Consider the following 23,616-nt stretch of genomic DNA (forward strand, 5'->3'; position numbering starts at 1 on the left):
ATGATAGGCGAACAATAATTATAGCTAATTTTAACAATTTATATTTTATTAGCATAGAATTTAACCTGTTAATGCTTTACATTTATACCGTTCTATAATTCATTAAACATACTATTATACCAAAACAATAAATGGAATCTGAAAAATGGAAATTAAAGTTTCCAGCTATAAATAAATGTTTTTATGTGCATTTTGTCTTCGTTTATCTAATTATTGGGAAAAAGTTATGTAATAATTACCTATCTAACCAATTTGATATTAAAATTACCTTATTTTTAGCGTTTATTTATTGGTAATGTAGTTATATTATTGTCTTGTAAAGCAAATTTAAGATTGATTGGTATTTTTCATCATGAAAAATTTTGAAGGCTGCTTTATCCATAACGATTAGTAATTATTATTTGAGAGAACGTATTATACATATCTTTAAAAGTTAATAGAGCGGTAATATTGTTCTCACAGAATAATATAATTTTATTTGAATTCTGGAGGAATATAAAATGACGAAACATAACAAAGGTCGTAAATTTTTCGTAACTACTGCTACAGCAGCACTTGTAGCATCAGCAATCGTACCGGTAGCATCAGCTGCTGAATTTAATGATGCAGATAGCATTTCATCATGGGCAAAAGAAGCGGTGCAGTTTTTAACTGACAAAGGTTTCATCCAAGGTGATGAAAAAGGAAACTTCAACCCAGCAGGTACACTTACTCGTGCTGAAGCTGCTGAAATTTTATCAAAAGCATTAGACTTAAAAGCTACTGGAACAGAAGATTTTACAGATGTAAATGAAAATGACTGGTTCTATAATGCAGTGCTTGCTACTTCACCAGAATTATTTGACGGTATGGGTAATGGTAAATTTGAACCAAAAGCACAATTAACAAGAGAACAAGCTGCTAAAGTTATCGTTCAAGGTTATGAATTAACTGGTAAAGCAGACCTTAGCCAATTCTCAGATGCTTCTAAAGCTTCTAAATGGGCTGTATCTTACTTAGAAACAGCTGTTGAAAATGGTGTAATCAATGGTAAAGGATCATTATTAGCGCCACAAGATAAAATTAGCCGCGAAGAATTCGCTACTATGGTTAAACGTACAATTGATGCAGTTAAAGAAGTAACACCAGCAGTAGAATCAGTAAAAGGACTTAATGCAAAAGAATTTGAAGTGAAGTTCAACACAGCTGTTGATGCAAAAGATGCTGCTGTAACAGCGAAATATGCAATTGATGGTATAACGATTACGAACGCTAAAGTATCTGAAGATGGAATGACTGTTACTTTAACAACTGATAAAGAAATTAAATTAACAAATGGCAAAGTGACTGTAAACCCAATCAAAACAAAAGCAGATGCAAAAATTCTAACTGAAGAATTTAATAAATTAATCACATTTGCTGATACAACTCCTGTTAGCGTAAATTCTGTTGAAGCAAAAGGCACAACAGCTGTAATCACTTTCGATGAGCTTGTACAAAACGAAGGAACAGTAAGCTTAAACGGTACTGAACTTGCTAAAGATCGTTATACATTATCTGGAAAAACATTAACGATCAAAGGTTTAACTGCTGATCAAACTTATAAAGTAGACATCGTAGGGGCAACTGACTTCGCTAATAATATCGCAAATCCAATTGCAGTGAACTTCACGGTTCTAAAAGCAGACGTTGATAATTCTAAACCAACTGTTTCTACTGCAGTGAATGGAACAGAAATCACGTTTGATTTCTCAGAAGAATTAATGAAACAAAATCTTGATGCAGATGCTGGTGCTACTGCTGCCGAATATGCAAAAGTAACAGTCGGTTCTACTGTTTACTACTTAAAAGATGCTGATATGAAAGATACAGAGGATAAAACTGTATTTACTATTGATGCAAAAGCTGCATTAGGTACAGCTACATTCATTAATGCGGACGTGAAAGTCGAAGGACAAAAAGATTTAGCTGGTAATGCTGGAGATGCATTTGAATTCAAGGCTATTTTATCTAAAGATTTAACGCCTGCTACACTTGTATCTACTTCGACTAAAATGTTAGTAGCTGACGATGTTAATGCTACTACTGATGTAGATGCTCTATACCTTACTTTTAGCGAGCCAGTAAAAGTAGATGGTAAATTAACAGTTAAAACTCAAAATGGTATTGCTTACACTACTGGAAAAGAAACAGCTGTAAAAGCAGATGCTGGTTACGATGTAGATGGTAACGGTAAAATTGAGGGTGCCGAGAAAAACACTGTGAAAGTGAACATTGACTTAGATAGCAATTCAACATACACATTTGAATTATCTGCTAAAGCAGTTGCTGATTTAGCTGGCAACGTAACTGCAGATACAATCACATTCAATGTGACAACTGGCACGTATGAAGCTACACCTGAAACTACTACAGATTCATTAGTATTTGGGGCTACACCAGTTGTAGTAACAGATAACAATGTATTCACTGTTGAATATGCTGCTGATGTGACTGCAACAGCAACAAACGCTTCTAGCTACACACTTGGAGGAAAAGAGCTACCTGCTGGCACTCAACTTCAATTTGTTGATGGTACTAAAAAGGTACGCTTCACTTTACCAGAGGGTTCTATCACTGCAAATGGTAATTATGTACTTGAAGCTAAAAATGTAGTAGATACTAAAGGTAACACTCTTAAAAATGGCAAAGCGACAACTCTAGTTGCTCTTAAAGAAAATATTGTGCCTGTAGCTTCTAAAGTAACAGTAGTAGATAGCAAAACATTTACAGTTGACTTCACTGAAAGCATTGCTGATCAAGCTACACCAACAGGTTTAACAGTTAAAATTGCTGGCTCAACTGTAGAAATTGCTTCAGCTTCTGTAGCTAATGGTAAATTAACTGTAACAACTAAAGCTGACTACGCTTTAACTGATAGCATTGTAGTTGAATTTAAAGCTACAAACCTTGTTGATGCAAATAACAACAAAGTAAAAGACGGTTCAGTTTCAAAATAATTAAGCTGATCATGTAAGAAAGCCCTGTGGATTTCCGAGGGCACTGAAAAAGTCAATATCTTCTCATATTGCGAGGTATTCAGCGATTAAATCGTTGAATACCTCGCTTTTTTCATTTGGCACTGTAACTCTACTGTTGTTTTCCGAAGCATTCCGCTCGCTTTCCGCGGGCGAGCGCCGAGCCTCCTCCTACGCTTCTCTTCGTGCGGGGTCTCGTCTGTCTCGCTTTCCCGCAGGAGTCGAGCGATACTTCTCCAAACAACGCAATGTATCACACTATTATTTTAGTCACGCTTTCTTTTATAATAAAAGAATTAATGTGCAGGTGGTGCCCCCGATGATATCAAATCAAGAAACCCTTAATTTAAGTCCATATATGGCGATCTACGATATTGTTGTGCCAAAAGATAATATACTTCGCCAAATCAATGAACTTGTTGATTTTTCATTCATTTTAGAAGAGTTAAAACCAAAATATTGTTTAGACAATGGACGTAATGCCATTCCTCCAATTCGTATGTTTAAGTACTTATTATTAAAAGCGATTTACGATGTATCAGACGTCGACCTTGTAGAGCGTTCAAAGTTCGATATGTCATTCAAATATTTCTTGGATATGGCGCCAGAAGATCCAGTCATTGATTCAAGTTTGCTTACAAAATTTCGTCGGCTTCGTCTTCAAGACGTAAGCTTATTAGACATGCTCATTGGGAAAACAGTTGAGATCGCATTGGAGAAAAATATCATCAACCGTCAAACGATTATTGTGGATGCCACACATACAAAAGCACGTTACAACCAAAAAACGCCTAAAGAATTTTTACAAGAGAAATCAAAAAACGCTCGAAAAGCTGTCTACAAAATTGACGAATCAATGAAAGAGAAATTCCCCGCAAAGACCACTTCTAACGAAGTAAAGGATGAATTAACTTACTGTAAGGCAGTTATTTCAGTCATTGAAAAGGAACCACAAATTGCACAAATGCCATCTGTCAAAGAAAAGCTGAATATTTTAAAAGAAGTCGCAGAAGATTTCCAAGAACATCTAAATTACTCTTCTGATACGGATGCGCGAAAAGGGCATAAGACATCGGAATCTTCTTTCTTCGGGTATAAGACACATATCGCGTTGAGTGATGAACGTATTATTACAGCGGCTGTCATTACAACAGGTGAAAAAAGCGATGGAAAATATCTTCAAGAGTTTATTGAAAAAAGCACACAAGCAGGTATGAAAATTAATAAAGTTATTGGAGACGCAGCTTACTCCGAAAAGGCAAATATCGAATATACAAAAGAAGAGAAAATCGCGCTCGTTGCAAAGCTGAATCCTATTCTTACACAAGGACCACGAAAAGAAGAAGACAAGTTTGAGTTTAATAAAGAAGCTGGAATGTTTGTAAGGCCGGTCATCTCGCGACAAGAAAAGCCCGTACGGGTAAAAAAGGAACGAGTAAGAGTCAAAGTCAGACATATTATTTTAACGTTGAAAGATGCAGAGTATATCTAATGAGAGAGGGCTGTTATAAAGAAGGCGCAAAAAGTAAAACATATTCTGTCACAATTAAGTCGGATACACATGTCGAACAAGAGGCATTTCAAAATACGGAAGCATTTAAGCAATTAGCCGTAAATCGCTACAAAATAGAAGCGAAGAATAGTGAATTAAAAAACGGACACGGGTACGATAAAGCATCGACTGCGGGTCTATTTGGCATGGAAATTCAAGGTGCTACAACGATATTCGCTGTCAATTTGAAACGGATATTAAAGCTACTAAACGAAAATGAATAAGGAATAGAGACAGAAATAAGGCACTTCCTGTTCAAAATTGAACAAAAAGTGTCTTATTTTCAACTGAAAAAGGTTCGCTTGTATGAAGACGAAAGTTTTTCAGTGCCCTAGGATTTCCACAGGGCTTTTTTGTTAGTCCACATAGTTTCTACTATTATAATAGGCAACATTATTTATAAGGAAACTCTTTCGGAATCGGTCCGAATGCAATCCAATGATATTTAATATATTTTCCCACCAGAAATACTACAATCCATGTAGCAAATAGAGCAACTATAAAGCCTCCCACACTCCAAACATGAAATAAGAGACTATTGCCACTTACAGGTATTTGACGATAAAGTAAGAGGAAAAAAGGATGTAATAAATAAATGCCAAATGATAGTGTCCCAAGGTTAATAAGGGCATTTACAAAGGTTTTATTCCCTCTTTCATAAATCCAGAAGGAAAGTTGTAACACTACAATACAGGCCGATAAAGATTGGAGCTGAAAAACTAGTTCAAATACGATACTGTTGGCTAAATAGGTTTGGGATGAGTAAACAAAATAATATAGATAAATATTATAAATAGTAGAAAATAACCAAATAGCCCAAATGAAATATATAGAAACAGGGAAGTTTTCTTTTGTTAGCTGGAACCATCGTTTATACTTTTCAAAATAAATTCCTAAAAATGCACCAGCCAGGAAATAAAGTATATAAGAGAATGAAATACTCCCTCTGAATGGATACTGCCAAAACTCAGCATTAAATTGGATAAAAATCCATTGAAGAGCTAGTCCTATCCATATCAGGTGAGGGGATAGGGCGGGTTTTTTCTTTAAAATATATAAGAATAATGGGAACAATAGATAGAACTGCACCATAATAAATATATAGTATAAATGAGTATATGTTTTTCCAATTAGTAGTTTCTCAAGAAATTCAACACTAAAAAGGGCGTGCCATGTTAATGAAAAATCATGTGTCACATAAAATTGCATGGCCGCATAATAAAAGACGGAAAAAAAGAGATAGGGAATAAGTATTTGGGTAACTCTTTTTTTATAAAAACGAACAATCAGTGTTTTTGTGAAATCCTTTTGTATATAGTTGTAAAATAAAACAAACCCACTTAAAAAAATAAAAACAGGGACAGCGAATTTGGGAAAAATATTCAAAAATACGTAAATGGAGTAGAGTCTTGATTCGCTGGATAAAGCTGTAACAGGTGTACTAGTAGAATGGATAAGAAGTACAGCTAGTATAGCTAAGGCTCTAGTAATATTTAATTCATCAATATGTGCTCGTTTCATATGATCATCTCCAAAAATAGTTGATAGTTTTTGAGTTCCCTGAATTTAATGCTCATATACATTAATGGTATGTTTGAGAACATGAATTTAGACAATTTTTTATAACGCTTGACTAGAAGCAACTAGTGATACGTTCATGGCTTACTATAAAGAGCTTTTATGTCAGGTAGATGTCAAACAAAAAAAGCTACCATGCTGAGGCATAGTAGCTTGTAGGAATGAAAGTAGCATGATAAAAGCCTTCCTACATTCATTTGTAAGAAGGCTTCGTTTAATTTATTTATAATTTCACAAGGAATCTACCTCTTGCTTGACCTTTCAGTAACATAGGTAAAACATCTGGAAGTTGCTGCAATGTTACCTCTTGATGAATGAAGCTTTCAAGGTTTGTCGGTTTAAAATCTGTCGCTAAACGATTCCATATTTTCAATCGTACATCCATTGGACAATAAACAGAATCAATTCCAAGTAAATTCACGCCTCTTAAAATGAAGGGGAAGACACTTGTAGGAAGGTTTGTTCCTGCTGTTAACCCACTGCTAGCAACTGCACCTCCATACTGAATTTGGCTCAATAAAGAGGCAAGTGGCTCTCCTCCAACAGAATCGACAGCTGCAGCCCATTTTTGTTTGCCTAACGCTCTAATTTTCCCATCAAATACGTCTCCACGATCTACAATTGAAGTGGCTCCAAGGTTATTCAAGTATTCATGTTCTGAATCTTTTCCTGTACTTGCTTCTACTTGATAACCTAGTGTTGAAAGAATCGAGACAGCAAAACTGCCTACACCCCCAGTTGCACCCGTAACAAGGACTTTTCCTTTCTCAGGATTAATGCCATTTTCTTCGAGTCTTTGAATAGACAAAGCAGCTGTAAATCCGGCTGTTCCTATAATCATCGCCTCTTTGAGAGATAGACCGCTTGGGAGTGGAACAATCCATTTAGAAGGAATACGAGCGTACTCACTAAATCCTCCAAAGTGGGCTACGCCAATTTCATAGCTTGTTGCAATTACCTCGTCACCTTCATGGAAACGGGGATCTTCAGAGGATACAACAATCCCAGCTAAATCAATACCGGGTACGAAAGGATAGGAAGTAACGATTTTACCGTCTGGTATAGTTGCTAAACTGTCTTTATAATTAATGCCAGAGTAGCTTACTTTAATTAATACTTCACCATTTGGTAGATCATTTACAGTAAGATTATTAACTTTCACCGAAAAATTCTCATCTTGATTGACTACCAACGCTTTAAAGTTTTCTAATGTCATCCTAAACATCCTCCTACAATATAATTCCATTAAACAGTATCAAAATTATTCTGACCGGTCAATATAAAATTGGAAATGGCACTCTGTTCATGTATAATGACTTGTATCAAGTCATTGGAGGCTTTTATGAAAAAGAAAGAGGAAGAACGAAAGAAACAAATAATGAAAGCAGCCTTTGAGGCTGTTTCAAATTTAGGCTATGATAATGTTACATTACAAGATATTGCCGATCATGCAGATGTTTCGAAAGGTGTCGTTCACTATTACTTTACGAGCAAGCAAAACATATTATTAGAATTACTGGAATCCACAACAAACAAAATCTATAGTTTTGAAATAAAAGAAATTGCCAAATACGAGAAGGCAATAGAAAAACTTCATGCCTATATAAATGCTGTTTTTGTATCCCCTCAGGACAATAAAAAATTTTACAGAGTGTATTTAGATTTTTTAGCCCAAGCGAATGGAAATGAAGCCTATAAAAAAATAAACTTAAAATTTTATGAGAATTGTTGGGGAATTGGACAAGAAATTATTGAGTTAGGACAGCATGAAGGTGTGTTTTGTGAAGATATGGATTCCTTAGCAAGTGCAAAAATGGTAAGGGCGATGATTGATGGTTCTTTGATACAATGGTTAACCGATGATTTAGAAGAACAACATCAATATTATAAAGAAACGTGTTTGAATAGTATTTTAAAATTATTAAAAACTTAGCAGTTTTAAGGCCCTACTAGCTACGTCGTAGGGCTTTTTTTCTGTCCAAATAATTGACTAAAGCTATTTTAAATAAAATTTTTAGTAGAAAAAAAGAGTGCCTAACATAAACAAAATAGGATGTATTTTCAATATTATGACATTAAATAGTGTTGAAACCTTAAATTACCTTGAAAATTTTCAAAAAAAACTATAAAAAAAGAATAGTTTCACTGTTCTATTTTTGAAATTTCTGACAATAAATGATGTAAAATTGTAAAATATTGTTTGTGTATTCATTACTTTGCTGTTTATGCATTCATTTATGCATGATGAAATCTATGTTTTTAATAATCCAAACTGTATAAAAATTAAAAATAATGTCGAGTTGAGTCAATTTTTCATTTTCTTTATACTGTGAAAGTAATTATTGGAGAGGAGAAAATTATTATGCGCAAAGAAGTGACAATTATTGGGGTGCCAATGGATTTGGGTCAAACGAGAAGAGGAGTCGACATGGGGCCGAGTGCCATTCGATATGCTGGTCTAACAGATCGACTTGAGGGTCTTGGATATTCCATTCAGGACGAAGGGGATCTGACTATCGAACTCGTTCATAAAGATGTAGAAATAGAGGCAACAACTAACTTAAAAAATTTAAAAACTGTAGCTGATGCTAATGACAAGCTTGGTCAAAAAGTAGATCAAGTTATTTCCTCAAAACGCTTTCCTTTAGTTTTAGGTGGAGATCATAGTATTGCCATTGGTACATTAGCAGGTGTTTCCAAACATTATGAGAATCTAGGCGTTATTTGGTATGATGCCCATGGTGATTTAAATACAGGTGAAACATCACCTTCAGGTAATATTCATGGAATGTCTTTGGCAGTAAGCTTAGGACTTGGTCATCCGGCACTTACGAATATTGGTGGCTATGCGCCAAAAGTGAAGCCTGAAAATGTTGTTATTATTGGGGCACGTGATTTAGATCCAGGTGAGAAACAACTAATTAAGGAAATTGGCATTAAGGTGTATACGATGCATGAAATCGATCGTTTGGGCATGACGACAGTAATGTCCGAAACGATTGAATATTTAAAGGAACGCACTGACGGTGTCCATTTATCTTTAGATTTAGATGGCCTTGATCCTAATGATGCTCCAGGTGTAGGAACTCCAGTGGCAGGTGGTATTAGCTACCGAGAAAGTCATCTTGCTATGGAAATGCTATCAGAAGCAAATATTATTACTTCTGCAGAGTTTGTAGAGACAAACCCAGTTTTAGATCAATATAATAAAACAGCTATCGCTGCCGTAGCTTTAATCAGCTCACTCTTTGGCGATACATTACTTTAAGCAAACGATTGGGAAGATGAATGAGCCTATAAGGAAGAACTTTTTTAATAAAATTAGGTCGGCACAACCGAATATTAGAAAATTGCTCTCCCTCATTATAGTTTACAATAGAACGAATTAATGCTCTAGACTAAACGGGAACTTTTATTTGTCAGAAAATTGACTGTTCACAAAATAGATTAAATTTTATAAATCAAATCTATTGATATTTCTACTAGTTATCTTTTTGTACTTACAAAAGTAAGTGCTTACAAGGTAATAGCATAAGGGGTTTTTTTATGGCATCAGAACAATATGAATTAAAAAGAAGTATGAAAGCTAGACACTTGTTTATGATCTCACTTGGGGGTTGTATAGGAACGGGGTTTTTCCTTGGATCAGGCTTTACCATTAATCAAGCCGGACCAACTGGCGCCATTCTTTCTTATTTAGTAGGCGGATTAGTGATGTATCTAACGATGCTTTGTTTAGGTGAATTATCAGTGGCTATGCCAGTATCTGGTTCATTTCAAACATACACGACGAAATTTATAGGTCCTGCTACTGGTTTTGCTGTTGGCTGGCTTTATTGGCTAGGTTGGGCAGTAACGGTTGCCCTTGAATTTTTAGGCGCTGGACAACTTATGCAAAGATGGTTTCCTGAATCACCAGTATGGATGTGGTGTTTAATATTCGGGGCACTGCTCTTTTTGTTAAATGGTTTATCAGCAAAGGCATTTGGTGAAGCAGAGTTTGTCTTTTCTAGCATTAAAATTTTGGCCATCATTATGTTCCTAGGAGTTGGGGGAGCAGCTATGTTTGGCTTGATCGATATGAAGGATGGAACGGAGGCCCCATTCCTTACTCATTTTTATGAGGGTGGACTATTTCCAAATGGTGTAACAGCATTGCTTATAACGATGATCACTGTGAATTTTTCATTCCAAGGAACAGAGTTAATTGGTATTGCTGCAGGGGAAAGTGAAAATCCGGAAAAAACGATTCCTAAATCTATTAAACAAACCGTATGGCGTACACTTTTCTTCTTTGTTCTATCCGTGGTTGTGCTTGCAGGTATGATTCCTATGGATAAAGCGGGAGTTGTTGAAAGCCCATTTGTAGTTGTATTGGATAGTATAGGTATACCTTATGCGGCTGACATCATGAACTTCGTTATTTTAACAGCGTTATTATCGGTTGCTAACTCTGGTCTATATGCAGCAACACGTATGTTATTCTCTCTTTCCGTTGAAAAAATGGCTAGCCCACTTTTAGGGAAGGTTAATAAGAGAGGGATTCCTATGAACGCATTATTAATAACACTTGCTGTAGCCGGATTATCACTTCTGTCTAGTGTTTTCGCTGCAAAAACAGTTTTTGTTTGGCTTTTATCGCTAGCAGGTTTAGGCGCTCAAATAGGCTGGATTGCAATTACAGCATCACAAATCGCCTTTAGACGATCTTATGTGCGACAAGGGGGAAAAGTGGAGGATTTAAAATTCAAAGCTCCACTTTATCCAATCATTCCAATTATCGGTTTAGTCGCAAACTGTATTGTTATGGCTAGCTTGGCATTTGATCCATCGCAACGATTAGCACTTTATTGTGGTGGAGCATTCTTTATCGGCTGTTACATCGTTTATTACTTAAAAGTGAAGAAGACTAAGGCGATAAAAATAAGCCAACAAGAAGTACAGTTAAAATTAGATCAAAAAATGTATCTTTAAGTATGGGGAGTAGCTGCTAAGACGGCTACTCTTTTCTATTTTTCCTCCTCAATCCCACAAATTTAGAAAAATGAAGGACGTATCTCATAAAAAATTGTTCCAATAAAAAGTGAAATATTTTATCGTTATTCGATAAAAAAATATTGAAATTAGATAATTTATCGTATATTCTTCATACAAGAAGAATTTAGTTTTGCACGCTAAGTTCCTCATACTTTGTATCATTACTGAGGTGAATGTATGATGAAGAATTTTTTGAAAGACTTAGGCTACTTTACGTACCATCAATCATTATCTTGTATTTTTCCTGTCGTAATATTTATTACTCTCGCGCTCTCAAAAGTAATTCATATACCAGGCGTTGCAAGATACGATTTCATTTTAATAATCTGTCTTGTGACACAATACTTGATGTATAAATTTGGTCTAGAAACGAAAGATGAAATAAAAGTGATTTGTCTGTTTCATATTATTGGGCTTGTTCTTGAACTATATAAAGTGAATGTTAATTCTTGGTCTTATCCAGAAGAGGCTTGGTCAAAAATTGGAGGTGTGCCATTATATAGTGGCTTTATGTATGCAAGTGTAGCCAGCTATATTTGCCAGGCGTGGCGCAGGTTTGATTTAAAGATTGTCAATTGGCCAAAGAGTTATATTGCTATTCCACTAGGTGCCATGATTTACTTGAATTTTTTCACACACCATTTTATTTACGATTTAAGATGGCTGTTAATGGTGTTACTTTTCATTGTGTTTTACCGTACAGTTGTCAAATTTACCGTACGCAAAAACATCTATCAAATGCCGATTGTCGTATCTTTCTTTTTAATAGGGTTTTTCATTTGGATTGCTGAAAATATTGCTACATTTTTTGGTGCATGGTCATACCCTAATCAAGAAGTAGCCTGGACGATTGTTCATTTTGGGAAAATCAGTTCTTGGTTTTTACTTGTCGTTATTAGCATTATGATTGTGGCACAGCTAAAGTTATTTTATCGAGATTCGGGTGAGTGAATGAGGAATTAGAGTCTCTTTACATTAAATAGTTTGAAGTTGTACCCACAGGTTTTCATCAAACTGTCCCTTTCGTAGGCGCCCTTCCTGCTGTAGACTCCTCTGTAGAAGAGAAATAGGGGGTTAAAAAATGAAAACGGACATTCGAGTGCATCTAAGAGCCTGTACAGATGACAACCAAATAAAACAATTTTTAGAGGTCGCACAAACTGCTTTTCTTGGTTTAGTGGATGAACAAATGCCATATGTTATTCCATTTAATTATGTCTTTAAAGATGAATATTTTTATTTTCATGGAGCGAATGAGGGGAGAAAAATAAATATTATCGAGACCAATCCACATGCATGTATCACAGTATGCGAAACTTTTGGAACAATGGTAGACCCCATTCCTGCTGAAACGGATACAGCATATATGAGTGTGGTTGCGCATGGTCAAGTGGAAATAGTAACAGATTTAAATGAAGCAACTGCTGCGATGCAGGCAATGCTTGATAAATATGTACCAAACTATTACCATAATCAATTATCGAAAAAACATATCGAAAAGTATCAATCTTCTTTAGGGAGTAAAACACTTGTCTTGAAAGTGAAACCTATTACGATAACAGCAAAAGAAAATAAATTAAATGAACAAATGAAATTTTATCCAGGGAGAATAGTAAAACAAGATATGTCCCAAAAATCTGCTCCTACTGCCATCCATTCTTCAAATTAATGCGCTATAAAACAATTAGCTTTACAGAATGGCTTTCCTTTATTTGGTTATAAAGATTTGGAAATATGTTATTTCCGAATCTTTTTTTAGTTGGTTTCGAAAATAAACTATTCTTATTTATAGATATAGCAATAAGGAAGTGCTATAATGCGTGTGAAAAAACGTGGGAAATTCGAGGATAGAAGGAGGAGCAGTTTGTTTGAATATTTTAGTAGTTGACGATGAAAAAGAAATTGCAGATTTAATAGAGCTTTATTTAAAAAATGAAAATTATAATGTATTTAAATATTATACAGCTCAGGAAGCATTGGCTTGTATGGAGCGTGAAGGTTTAGATTTAGCTATTTTAGATATTATGATGCCACATATTGATGGCTTTACCGTTTTACAAAAAATACGTGAAACCTATAATTTCCCTGTCATAATGCTGACCGCTAAGGAAGAGGAAATTGATAAAATAAATGGCTTTTCTTTAGGAGCAGATGATTATATTACAAAGCCTTTTCGACCATTAGAGTTGGTCGCTCGCGTTAAGGCACAGTTACGAAGATTTACGTTATACAACCAAAGCTCGAAGCCACATGAGGATACGATTGATTTTGCAGGTTTAATGATGAACAAGAATACGAGACAAGTCTTGTTAAATGAAAGACAATTATCCCTTACACCTACAGAGTTTTCTATATTATGGTATTTAAGCTCGAATAGAGGAAAGGTTATTAGCTCAGAAGAGTTGTTTCAGGAAATATGGGGAGAAAAATATTTCAATAGCAATAATACAGTTATGGTTCATATTCGGCATTTGCGCGAGAAAATGAAAGATTCTGTAGAGAACCCTAAATTTATTAAAACGGTTTGGGGAGTGGGGTATACAATTGAAAAATGAGTTTGGAAGACTGAAGAGGAAAATGGTTTTACAAATTATTTTTATTCTTGCTGTGGCCATTATATTCGGTTTGATTATCAACTTCGCCCTCATCGATGGTGTTTTGCAAGCGCCTTTCGCTAATGCTTTTATGTCCTTCTGTGAAAATATTTTACAATTAGATTATTATGCAGCCCGACAAGCTTATTTTGTATTATTCCAACAAAATAAACCCCTTTTGCTAACGATAGGATTTATTTTATTACTGCTCGTTATTTTTTATATGGCCTTATCTCGTTTTACTCGTTATTTTCATCAAATTAGTTCAAGTATCTCCATGCTTTCTGACGAGTCAGAACAGGAAATCCACCTACCTCCTGAGCTAGATTTTTTGGAGAAAAAATTAAATGATGTAAAAAATAAATTAGAAAAACGGGCAAGAGATGCGCAAGAAGCAGAGCAACGGAAGAATGACCTTGTTGTTTATTTGGCACATGATATTAAAACCCCTTTGACTTCGATTATTGGCTACTTAAGCCTTTTAGACGAGGCTAAGGACATGCCTGTGGAGCAAAAAGAAAAATATGTAACGATTACGCTAGAAAAATCTTATAGGCTTGAGCACTTAATCAATGAGTTTTTTGAAATCACTCGATTTAATTTACAATCCATTATTTTAGAAAAAGATTCAATTCCTCTAAACTATATGTTGATGCAAGTCGCCGATGAATTTTACCCATTGTTAACACCTAGAGGTCAAAAGGCAATCGTCCATATCGATGGAGATATTACTATTTATGCAGATGGCAATAAATTAGCAAGAGTATTTAATAATATTTTAAAAAATGCCATGGCCTATAGTGATCCTAATAGTACAATTGAAATTACTGCTAAAAAAGAAAATAATGAGACATTTATTTCGTTTTCAAATACAGGAAAGACGATCCCTCCTGAAAAACTAAAGATGATATTTGAAAAGTTCTATCGTTTAGATAATGCAAGGTCCACACAAACTGGTGGTGCTGGACTAGGTTTAGCTATTTCAAATGAAATTGTACAAGCCCATGGCGGAACAATTACAGCTACTTCTAGTAACGAAAAAACGATCTTTACTGTCATGATTCCGGGTAATTCTTAAGAAACCTTAAGAATTCACTAATAGTTAATTAAAATAAAGCTCCTCTTTTTATGTTTGAATAAAGACATAATGAGAAGGAGTTGTTTTTTATATGTTCAAGAGAAAAGGTATTTTAACTATACTATTCATTTTCGTCATGATGTTTGTTTATTTTATATGGGCTAAAGAAACGCCTGTATCCTTACAAGTCAACACGCAATCGTTTGACATTCCAACAAAGAGTGGCGATATGATGAATGTTAATTTATATAGCCCGAATGCTATTTTGGTGAATTTGGATGAAAATAAAGTTCTGATAGATAAAAATAGCGAGGAAGTTATTTACCCTGCGTCATTAACAAAAATGATGACGGTTTTAGTGGCTATCGAGCAGATTCCTAATTTACAGGAAGAAATTGTTTTAGGGAATAATATATTTAATCATTTATACGAAGCGAACGCATCACTTGCTGGCTTTCTCCCAAATGAAAAGCTTACGCTAGAGGATTTATTATATGGTTCTATGCTGCCATCAGGCGCTGAGGCTTCCATCGGTTTAGCTGAATATATTGCTGGCTCGGAAAGAAAATTTGTAAATTTGATGAATGAAAAGGCCCAACAGTTAGGCATGGAAAATACTCATTTTATGAATACTACTGGATTGCATCATACAGAGCATTATACGACTGTCAAAGATATGTCTTTACTTTTGCAATATGCATTAACAAATGATGAATTTCGTCAAGTGTATACAGCGGAAAGATATTCTATCAAACCTACAAATCGTCATCCAGAGGGGATAACCTTTACAAATAAAATGTTTCAAAATATGACAACAAGAGCATTACCAGGCGGAGAAATTTTAGGTGGGAAAACAGGCTATACAGACGATGCGGGTTTATGTTTAGCAAGTTTAGCTACAATAAATGGACAAGAATACATCTTAGTAACAGTAGGGGCTGAAGGGAATTCTCGAACAGAACAATATAATATAACAGATGCATTTTCTGTGTATAGTCAATTATAAATTAGTTTCATGTAGCTTTAGAGATTCATCTGAAATCATGTAATATTGAATTGATAGAAAATTAATAATTATTTTATTTTTCATCTTATAAAAAATGCTTTATAGTAAATGTATTCAAACATATTTGCATCGAAGGAGGATACAATGGGGAGATTAGTTCATTTTGAAATTCATGTAAGTGACATGGAGAGGGCAAAGAATTTCTATGGGAACGTATTTGGTTGGTCATTTCAAGATTGGAGTGACTACGCAGGAATGCCGTATTTTGGAGCGGTAACAGGTGTTGAGGATGAGCATGGCATTGATGGTGCTTTAATGCAACGTCAAGGTCCGCCTCCAGAGCCTAACCAAGCTATGAATGGATTCGCTTGTACGATGGGCGTAGAAAGTTATGATATAACGGAAGCAAAAATTCTAGAAAACGGTGGCCAAGTAGCTATGCCAAAGTATGCATTACCAGGTATGGCATGGCAAGGATACTATAAGGATACGGAAGGCAATATATTTGGTATTCATCAGCCAGATAAAAATGCAAAGTAAGAATGAATAATGTAGCATTTGAAACCCACAATTAATCAAAATTAACCATCTAAAATAACCTGGTAAGACTTATGTTCCTTTACGGACATAAGTCTTTTTTTTGATGGGTGACATCGCAACAACAAAAGGGGCAAAAATGGTGAAAATTTCAAGTTAATGATGTTTTATTTTGGTAAATTTGTTATGGTAAATAAAGGTATTTAAAATGTATCATAATGATCGAGGAGTAATCGTGATGAAAAGAAGAAAACGAATGTTATTTTTGGTGGCGCCCCTATTACTTTTAAGTGCTTGTAATAGTGAGATGGAGGGGGACACGAACAATGAGAAAAAGTATATATCGTCTATTCAAAAAAAGGAAACTTATGAAATTCAACATCCTGCTAAATTTAATATTGCTAGAGGCTCCATAATCAAGAATATGAATAATGCATTAAATATGAATGAAATAGAAAGAGGTTTAATGGATTTATCCATCCATCAATTTTCGACTGATAAGTTTTATTTGCAGGAAGGTCAATATTTAAGTGATGAAACGATTAGTCAATGGCTAAGTAGAAAAACAAATGATGATGTGGGTTTAAACCCTACTATCGAAAATAAAACCGATAATGTTTTAGAGGATGAAAAAAGGTATCCCTTAATCCTTTCCCATGTATTGGAACAAAATTTTATTAATAAAGAAACTAGTAAAATGGAAGGCATGTCGATCGCCATATCGTTAAATGAATATTATGACATACGAGTAACTGATGATGAAGGTTTAATTTACACTGGGCAAGTGAAAGTAGACCAAAACGATGATGGTGTCGATGATGTCAAAAACTTTGGTAAAAAAGTAGCTGAAAAAATAGTTAAAGATATTAGGGGAAATGTAAAAATACCGAATGTTCCTATTTACCTTACGTTATTTCAAGAATCGAATATAAATGATATTATTCCAGGGGTATTTTTAGCGGAAACGTTTATTGCTCAGGGGGAAGCTACCATTATAAAATGGGCTGAAATAGATAAGAAATTTTATATATTCCCCTCGGAAGCGTTATATAGTTTAGATCAAAATATGTATACTAAATTATTACTTTTCAAAGAGGACATTCAGGAAGGATTTAAACATTTAAACCCAAAAATATTTGGCAAGCTACGATATGAAGAAGGTAAATTAACAGATATTCAAATAGAGGTGAACGCTCCACTTATAAATGAACCAGAGTTGATTGGTCTATTACAGCTCATAAGTACCAATTTAAATAGGATATTAATCGATTATATTCCCATTACAGTTCGGATCATTGATCAGCAACAAGATGTAGGAATTGTCCTTTGGGACCCTATTGAAAAACAAGTTTTTGCAAAGCCTATTTAACTTCTCGACAACGTAAATGTTTATTTATAACTAGTATTTGCATGAATTGAAATTAGGGGAACTATTCACATTATTAAAGCTTATGACCCATAGGCTAGCTGTTAATAAAGAGGTCAAACTTTTCATGGATACCACTGCCTTTGGTGATATCTTTTATTATGATAATAGCTATATTTCTCTTTAAAGTAAGTGTTTAAAATAATAACGTCTAGGTGCTCATTCAACTGAGGCACCTCTTTTTTATGGCAAATATGCATTGCAATCTTATACATGAATGAGTATGATGAAAATGATAATCATTTTCATTTAAGGGGAGTGGAGAATTCATGAAAAGACATCTCATTATTGGTATGCATTTAGCTGTGCAAAATAAACATGGTGAGAAAGATGTGTTGATTGATGAGCATATTGCATTCGCGAAGCGTGCGGAGGCGGCTAAATTAGATTTTTTATTTAAAGCAGATTACTTAATGGCTCATCCAGAATTAATGGCTAAAACAAAAGGTACAGTTGGGTTAGACCCTAGCTTTTTATTGACAGCAGTGGCAAGAGAAACGAAGCAAATAGGTTTAGTAACTACCATTTCTACATCCTTTATACCACCCTATTTAATTGCCCGACAATTACAATCCTTGAATTGGATTAGTGGGGGACGTGTAGGATGGAATATCGTGACCTCCATTGATGGTGCCTATAATTTTAGTAACGAGGCTATGCCTTCCTCAGAGGAGCGTTATGCTAAAGCGGCTGAATGTACTAAGGTTGTGAAGCAGCTATGGCATAGTAATCCTTATGAAATGTTAGAAACAGATGGCAATATAGAGAAAATAAAAGAACTTATGAAGCCAATCAATCATGAGGGAGAGTTTTTCCATATAAAGGGACCGTTAAATATACCGATGCATCCGGCGGGAGAAATTCCATTATTTCAAGCAGGAGCATCGGACGTGGGGCGACAATTTGCAGCAACCGTATCCAATGCCATTTTTGCGGCGACACCAGCTATGGAAGTTGGTATTGAAATGCGCAATGATTTACGGAAACGAGCTGTTAACGTGGGACGTACAGCAGATGATATACGTTTATTACCAGGACTCTATTTCTTTATTGGAGATACATATGAAGAAGCATTAGACATGTACCATCATGCACACGCACATTTAACCCTGGAGCGTCGTTACGATGCTTTAGAGTCAGTCATTGGTTTGTATATTCGACATATGGCACTACATGATCCTGTAACAGTGGATATGTTACCACCCGAGAATCAAAAAGTACGCAGTCGAACACATGCTGATCTTGTTCGTCGTTACATCATGGAAAATGAACCATCAGTTGAAGTACTGCTTGCTCGTCCAGAAGTAATTGGTTCAGCACATCTTGTAGCAATCGGCACACCACAGCATATTGTCGATCAAATCGTTACTTTTTATGAGGAGGGGGCATTGGATGGCTTTATTGCTGTTCCAGGTGGTCCTGCGAAATCTTTGGATTTATTCTTTAGCAAAGTTATCCCTCTGTTAATAGAGCGTGGGTTATTTCGAGCTGAATATGAAGGTAGTACATTAAGTTCCCATTTAGGCTTAAACGCGCAATTATCTAATAAATAAACAAAAAAGGGCAAACAAATAGTTTTGCCCTTTTTTTGCTAGAAGCTCATCCGAACATTAATAGGATAAAGATAGGGTGATTCGGGTAGTTCAATTGTTACCCAATTATCAATATGGATGACAGGTAAGCTTGCCCCCCCATATGTTGTTTGACCAATGGTACCGACTACTTCAAGCCATGTATCTTCTGTGAGCGTAGGTGCCTCAGGAAATTCTGTTAGAAAGCCTACGATACTTGCATCAGCGACACAATGGGTAATAAGAAATCTTGAAATAACTAGTTGCTGCTCTGTAAAGCTTTCCTCTTTTAAAACAAAGCCCTTTATTTGAATTTTCTTCCCTAAATAATTAGACAAATTTTGATTGATTTCTTCATAGTAAATGGTATAGTCCTCATCGGTCATTTTCAGCATAGGCTGTTGTGAGAGCCGTTGCTTTAATTGTTCATATTGTTTTTTCGTCATCTCCTGTTTTTCTTCCAGAAGTCGGGGGTCAGCATCATGCTCATCATAAATATTTTCATCGATCATTTCATTTGAAGTCAGGTAATCCTCTATTTTAGATGATTGATTTTGCTGAGTGATCATAAAAGCACCACCCTTTTTATCAGCGATGGCAGCATCCAAAATTTTAGCTGGCACGAAGAAGCCTGTCATGATGGGGGTTATGATAATAAGGTAGGCTAGCCATTTTTTTCGTGTAGAAGGAGCGTGAACATGGTCGTGATTAGAGCAGCAAGCTTGTCCGATTGGATGATATGGATGGGAAGTCTTTGAGAAAGATATAACTGTTGTTGATTGCACAAGAAAAAGTATAAAAAATAAAGCGGCAGCTGTTTGACTAAGGCCTTCATATTTAGGGTTGATGAATTTTGTTAGTTCTCCGGTCCAATGCAGATTGGCTATCATAGCCGAAAAAGCGAGGAGCATTAAGGCTCTTAGTGCTTGTTGCACGTGAAATTTCATAGTTTACCCCCTTAGAGATACGCTGAAAGAATCCATATACTAATGTAGACAACTGTAGCCACTAAGGCGATTAACGAGAAGACAAATTTTAAGCGAAATACGCTCATCAACATGATAGTATTTTTCAAGTCAATCATCGGTCCGAAAATAAGAAATGCAAGAATGGATGGTGTGGAGAAAACTGCGCTAAAGGATGCGCCAATAAAGGCATCGGCCTCCGAACAAAGGGATAAAATGAAGGCTAAACCCATCATGACCAAAATTGAGGAGGATACACCATCTCCAATTTCGACGAGTGCCTTGGTAGATACATAGGTTTGCACAAAGGCAGCTAAAAACGCCCCAATAATGAAGTATTTGCCCACATCAAAAAATTCATCAATGGCATGTTTAAACATATTCATTAGTTTTGTGACGAAGGATGTTTGTTGATTAGTAGTTGTCAATGAATAGGGCTGTAAGGAACGTTTAAATTGTGAGCCTTTAAAAAACAAGCTGATGAGTAATGCGACTACAATGGCAATGACAAAGCCAATTAGCATCCGAAGGCTAGCTATTCTTAAATCATTGCCAAATGCCATATAGGTAGAAAGAATAACGACTGGATTAATGAGCGGGCCAGTTAACATAAATCCCATAGCTGCATGTATAGGTACCCCTTTGGCAATCAATCTTTTAACAATCGGAACAATTCCACATTCACAGGCTGGAAATAAGGCTCCTATAAGACAGCTCATAACAACGGCCAACAGAGGGTTTCGAGGGATCCACCTTTGGATATGTTCCTCTGTAATAAAAATTTGAATAAAGCCAGCAATGAGTATCCCAATTAAGACAAATGGTAATGCCTCAATTAAAATACTTAAAAAAATGGTGTTCAAACTGAGTAAAGAGGAGCTTAGATTGTTCAGTGCAGAGATGTTGAACAAGATTAGCGATAGAATGCTAATAAATAGAATGAAGAGGAACCAAAAATTCAATCCATATTTAGAGTAAGCAAGATGTACCACAAATACCCCACCTTTAAAGTGTAATGATTACGTTTTAATACAAGGTATGTGATAAAAGTTTCTGTTAGTACTTTCAAAAAGAAAGAGAAAATAAAAGCTAGTTCCCACCAACTTATTATTTTCTCTCCTTTAATGATGATTATATTTAGTTCTATATTGCTTAGGGGTGATACCCGTAAATTTCTTGAAAACTTTAATAAAATAGCTTTGGTCAGTGAAATTAAGTAAAGAGCCGATATCTAAGATTGGATAGTTTGTAAATGTTAAGAGCTTCTTCGCCTCATCAATCCTTTGCTGCTGAATATATTCAGTAAAGGAAATCCCTACTTCCTTTTTAAATAGGGAGGAAAGATAATTAGGGCTTAAATGGCAAATAGCTGAAAGTTGATCGAGTGTTATATCTCCGTATAATTGATTTTCAATATAATGAATACAAGTAGTAATGGGAGCCGAATATTTCCTTGTTTTGGCTTGTGCTACACGACTTGTATAGTCGTAAATAGCTTCCTCCATTAACGAAAGAATGTCGATTATACTATTTTGATCCTCTAGTTTTTGAATGTAAAAATCACTTAGTGTAAAGGCTGTTTCTTCGTTTAACCCACCTTCAATTGCTGCACGACAAATTAGGGCAATCCCTGTAATCATCAAATATTGGACACTTTTTAAATTATTACGCTTTGAAAGTACGCCTAGTTCCGCTTGTTCAACAATGGAATAGTTCAAGACTTCTGTTAATTTCTCCATACGCCCATTTTTCACATTGTCTAATAATATTTTTTCATAGTAAAGATTTGTATGAACAATATCATTTCTTCTGGCATACGAAAGCTCAAGCGCTGTATGTCCCTCATGACGAATAAGAGGCTTTAGCTCTTGGTTGTAATGAATTACCGCTGTTTTATTTAATTTCCGCTGATAGATGGAATAATAAACAAATAAACTAATAGCTAAGCGCTGCTGATAATGAAGAGTAGGAATCGGCTCGTGCTCATGATAAGTGGCTTCCTCCAATTGTGGTGAAAGAGAGGGACCGACAATTATGGCTCCTAAATGCTGTTTGTTTATGATGAGGTTGATAAAGAAGAAATTAAAATTAGCGATTGTGAAAAAAATCGGATAGTCCGATGAAGACGTATGGTAAGGATATATTTTCAATTGTTCCTTTATAGAATGATAGGATGGATGATTGAGACATTCCGCTGATGCATATTCAAAAATTATTTCTCCCGATGCATGAATATAAGAGACAGGAAGATGATGTGTTTCATAAACGAGTTGACTTATGTATTGAAGGTCGATAGTGGATATTTTCACGTGTTACACACCTCAGTTCTTCATGGTGCTTTCAAAATGAAAGCAGTTACAATTTTTATGGACAGACAATGGGAAAGTACTATTTTGTGTAAAATAATACAATAAAAAAGGGGAAAGTAGCAATAAAATAGACCATGTATTCAACATACTAGGGAGGAATGGAAGATGGAACTTTTAAATAAAATTGCCGTAGTAACGGGTGCTGGAAGCGGTATTGGAAGAGCAAGCAGTTTAAAGCTTGCTAGCAACGGTGCAAAAGTCGTGATCGTTGATTTCAACAAGGAAACGGGAGAAGAAACATTAAAATTGGTGAAAGAACAAGGCGGAGAGGGAATCTTCGTTCAAGCTGATGTTTCGAAAAGTGAAGATGTAAAGAAATATGTGAATGCTGCCGTTGAAACATACGGTCGTATTGATGTGTTTTTCAATAATGCAGGAGTGATTCAAAAAATTTCCCCATTAACAGAGATTGCTGATAGTGAATATGATCGCATTATGTCAATCAACGTAAAAGGAGTTTTTCTTGGCTTAAAACATGTGATTAAAGTTATGGAAGGACAAGGTAGCGGCTCTATTATAAACACAGCTTCAACGGCTGGTGTTCGCAGCGAGCATAGTATGGCTGTTTATTCTGCAAGTAAGCATGCAGTTATTGGTTTAACAAAATCTGCTTCATTAGAGTATGTGAAAAAAGGTATTCGAATCAATGCGATTTGTCCTGGTGGAGTGGAAACAGCGCTAACAAACAGTGTAACTGCTATGTTTGAAACAGGGGGCTATATTCCAGAGGAAATTCCAAATATGAGAATGGGACGTTATGCTAAACCAGAAGAATTAGCAGAAATGGTTGTTTTCCTAGCATCAGACAAAGCAAGCTATATGACAGGCTCTATCGTAGTAGTTGATGGTGGCTTAACATTATAAAATGAAGAAATCCAGTGAACAACTAGTCACTGGATTTTTTTAT

18 protein-coding genes and 1 pseudogene are annotated in these 23,616 nt (G+C 35.4%); 14 read left to right on the forward strand and 5 right to left on the reverse strand.

Annotation, left to right across the window (positions count from 1 at the left end; translation table 11 throughout):
* The first annotated feature begins 500 nt into the window (after positions 1-500).
* Both MKX57_RS06490 and MKX57_RS06495 read left to right on the forward strand, forming a co-directional pair.
* Positions 501-2,978, forward strand: a complete 2,478-nt coding sequence (locus MKX57_RS06490; protein ID WP_239354338.1) for an S-layer homology domain-containing protein — start codon at positions 501-503, stop codon at positions 2,976-2,978.
* Between the two features lie 337 nt (positions 2,979-3,315).
* A pseudogene (locus tag MKX57_RS06495) lies at positions 3,316-4,772 on the forward strand (IS1182 family transposase).
* A 169-nt stretch (positions 4,773-4,941) separates the two neighbouring features.
* On the opposite strand, the gene MKX57_RS06500 reads toward MKX57_RS06495, so the two are convergent.
* On the reverse strand, positions 4,942-6,069 hold the full coding sequence (locus MKX57_RS06500) for an acyltransferase (protein ID WP_107921753.1): 1,128 nt from the start codon (positions 6,067-6,069) through the stop codon (positions 4,942-4,944).
* Positions 6,070-6,349: 280 nt separating this feature from the next.
* Positions 6,350-7,342: an acryloyl-CoA reductase gene (locus MKX57_RS06505; protein ID WP_008174407.1), complete on the reverse strand. Its 993-nt coding sequence runs from the start codon at positions 7,340-7,342 to the stop codon at positions 6,350-6,352.
* A 126-nt stretch (positions 7,343-7,468) separates the two neighbouring features.
* Here MKX57_RS06505 and MKX57_RS06510 point away from each other — a divergent pair, with 126 nt between their 5' ends.
* The 11 genes from MKX57_RS06510 to MKX57_RS06560 all read left to right on the forward strand — a co-directional run bounded on the left by MKX57_RS06510 (position 7,469) and on the right by MKX57_RS06560 (position 19,357).
* On the forward strand, positions 7,469-8,059 hold the full coding sequence (locus MKX57_RS06510) for a TetR/AcrR family transcriptional regulator (protein ID WP_043989754.1): 591 nt from the start codon (positions 7,469-7,471) through the stop codon (positions 8,057-8,059).
* 429 nt (positions 8,060-8,488) lie between these two features.
* Positions 8,489-9,394, forward strand: a complete 906-nt coding sequence (gene rocF, locus MKX57_RS06515; protein WP_089985488.1) for an arginase — start codon at positions 8,489-8,491, stop codon at positions 9,392-9,394.
* A gap of 278 nt (positions 9,395-9,672) precedes the next feature.
* Positions 9,673-11,100: an amino acid permease gene (locus tag MKX57_RS06520; RefSeq protein ID WP_008174402.1), complete on the forward strand. Its 1,428-nt coding sequence runs from the start codon at positions 9,673-9,675 to the stop codon at positions 11,098-11,100.
* A gap of 240 nt (positions 11,101-11,340) precedes the next feature.
* Complete coding sequence (locus MKX57_RS06525) at positions 11,341-12,114, forward strand: DUF817 domain-containing protein (RefSeq protein ID WP_089985490.1); 774 nt, start codon at positions 11,341-11,343, stop codon at positions 12,112-12,114.
* 130 nt (positions 12,115-12,244) lie between these two features.
* Positions 12,245-12,832, forward strand: a complete 588-nt coding sequence (locus MKX57_RS06530) for a pyridoxamine 5'-phosphate oxidase family protein (protein WP_008174398.1) — start codon at positions 12,245-12,247, stop codon at positions 12,830-12,832.
* A gap of 199 nt (positions 12,833-13,031) precedes the next feature.
* Positions 13,032-13,718 carry a VanR-ABDEGLN family response regulator transcription factor gene (vanR, locus tag MKX57_RS06535; RefSeq protein WP_089985493.1) on the forward strand — a complete coding sequence of 229 codons (687 nt, stop codon included), beginning with the start codon at positions 13,032-13,034 and terminating at the stop codon, positions 13,716-13,718.
* Positions 13,719-13,740: 22 nt separating this feature from the next.
* The gene (locus tag MKX57_RS06540; RefSeq protein ID WP_170844076.1) at positions 13,741-14,835 is read left to right on the forward strand and encodes a HAMP domain-containing sensor histidine kinase; all 1,095 of its coding nucleotides are present in this window, start codon (positions 13,741-13,743) and stop codon (positions 14,833-14,835) included.
* A gap of 91 nt (positions 14,836-14,926) precedes the next feature.
* The gene (locus tag MKX57_RS06545; RefSeq protein ID WP_089985498.1) at positions 14,927-15,841 is read left to right on the forward strand and encodes a serine hydrolase; all 915 of its coding nucleotides are present in this window, start codon (positions 14,927-14,929) and stop codon (positions 15,839-15,841) included.
* Positions 15,842-15,985: 144 nt separating this feature from the next.
* On the forward strand, positions 15,986-16,381 hold the full coding sequence (locus MKX57_RS06550; RefSeq protein WP_043989750.1) for a VOC family protein: 396 nt from the start codon (positions 15,986-15,988) through the stop codon (positions 16,379-16,381).
* A gap of 235 nt (positions 16,382-16,616) precedes the next feature.
* Positions 16,617-17,747 (forward strand): CamS family sex pheromone protein, encoded by a 1,131-nt coding sequence (locus tag MKX57_RS06555; protein WP_171365228.1) that lies wholly within the window; start codon positions 16,617-16,619, stop codon positions 17,745-17,747.
* A 350-nt stretch (positions 17,748-18,097) separates the two neighbouring features.
* Positions 18,098-19,357: an NtaA/DmoA family FMN-dependent monooxygenase gene (locus MKX57_RS06560; RefSeq protein WP_239354512.1), complete on the forward strand. Its 1,260-nt coding sequence runs from the start codon at positions 18,098-18,100 to the stop codon at positions 19,355-19,357.
* A 38-nt stretch (positions 19,358-19,395) separates the two neighbouring features.
* Here the strand turns inward: MKX57_RS06560 and MKX57_RS06565 are convergent, their stop codons facing one another.
* The 3 genes from MKX57_RS06565 to MKX57_RS06575 all read right to left on the reverse strand — a co-directional run bounded on the left by MKX57_RS06565 (position 19,396) and on the right by MKX57_RS06575 (position 22,649).
* On the reverse strand, positions 19,396-20,322 hold the full coding sequence (locus MKX57_RS06565) for a TIGR03943 family protein (RefSeq protein WP_089985503.1): 927 nt from the start codon (positions 20,320-20,322) through the stop codon (positions 19,396-19,398).
* Between the two features lie 11 nt (positions 20,323-20,333).
* A complete protein-coding gene (locus tag MKX57_RS06570) occupies positions 20,334-21,332 on the reverse strand; it encodes a permease (RefSeq protein WP_043989748.1) in 999 nt (332 codons plus the stop codon).
* Positions 21,333-21,461: 129 nt separating this feature from the next.
* A complete protein-coding gene (locus tag MKX57_RS06575) occupies positions 21,462-22,649 on the reverse strand; it encodes a helix-turn-helix domain-containing protein (protein WP_239354340.1) in 1,188 nt (395 codons plus the stop codon).
* A gap of 165 nt (positions 22,650-22,814) precedes the next feature.
* On the opposite strand from MKX57_RS06575, the gene MKX57_RS06580 reads away from it, so the two are divergent.
* Entirely contained in the window at positions 22,815-23,573 is a 759-nt protein-coding gene (locus tag MKX57_RS06580) for a glucose 1-dehydrogenase (RefSeq protein ID WP_089985507.1), read from the forward strand.
* Positions 23,574-23,616: the final 43 nt, after the last annotated feature.

Origin of the sequence: Lysinibacillus sp. FSL M8-0216 (genome assembly GCF_038595555.1) — a bacterium.
GTDB classification, from domain to species: domain Bacteria; phylum Bacillota; class Bacilli; order Bacillales_A; family Planococcaceae; genus Lysinibacillus; species Lysinibacillus fusiformis.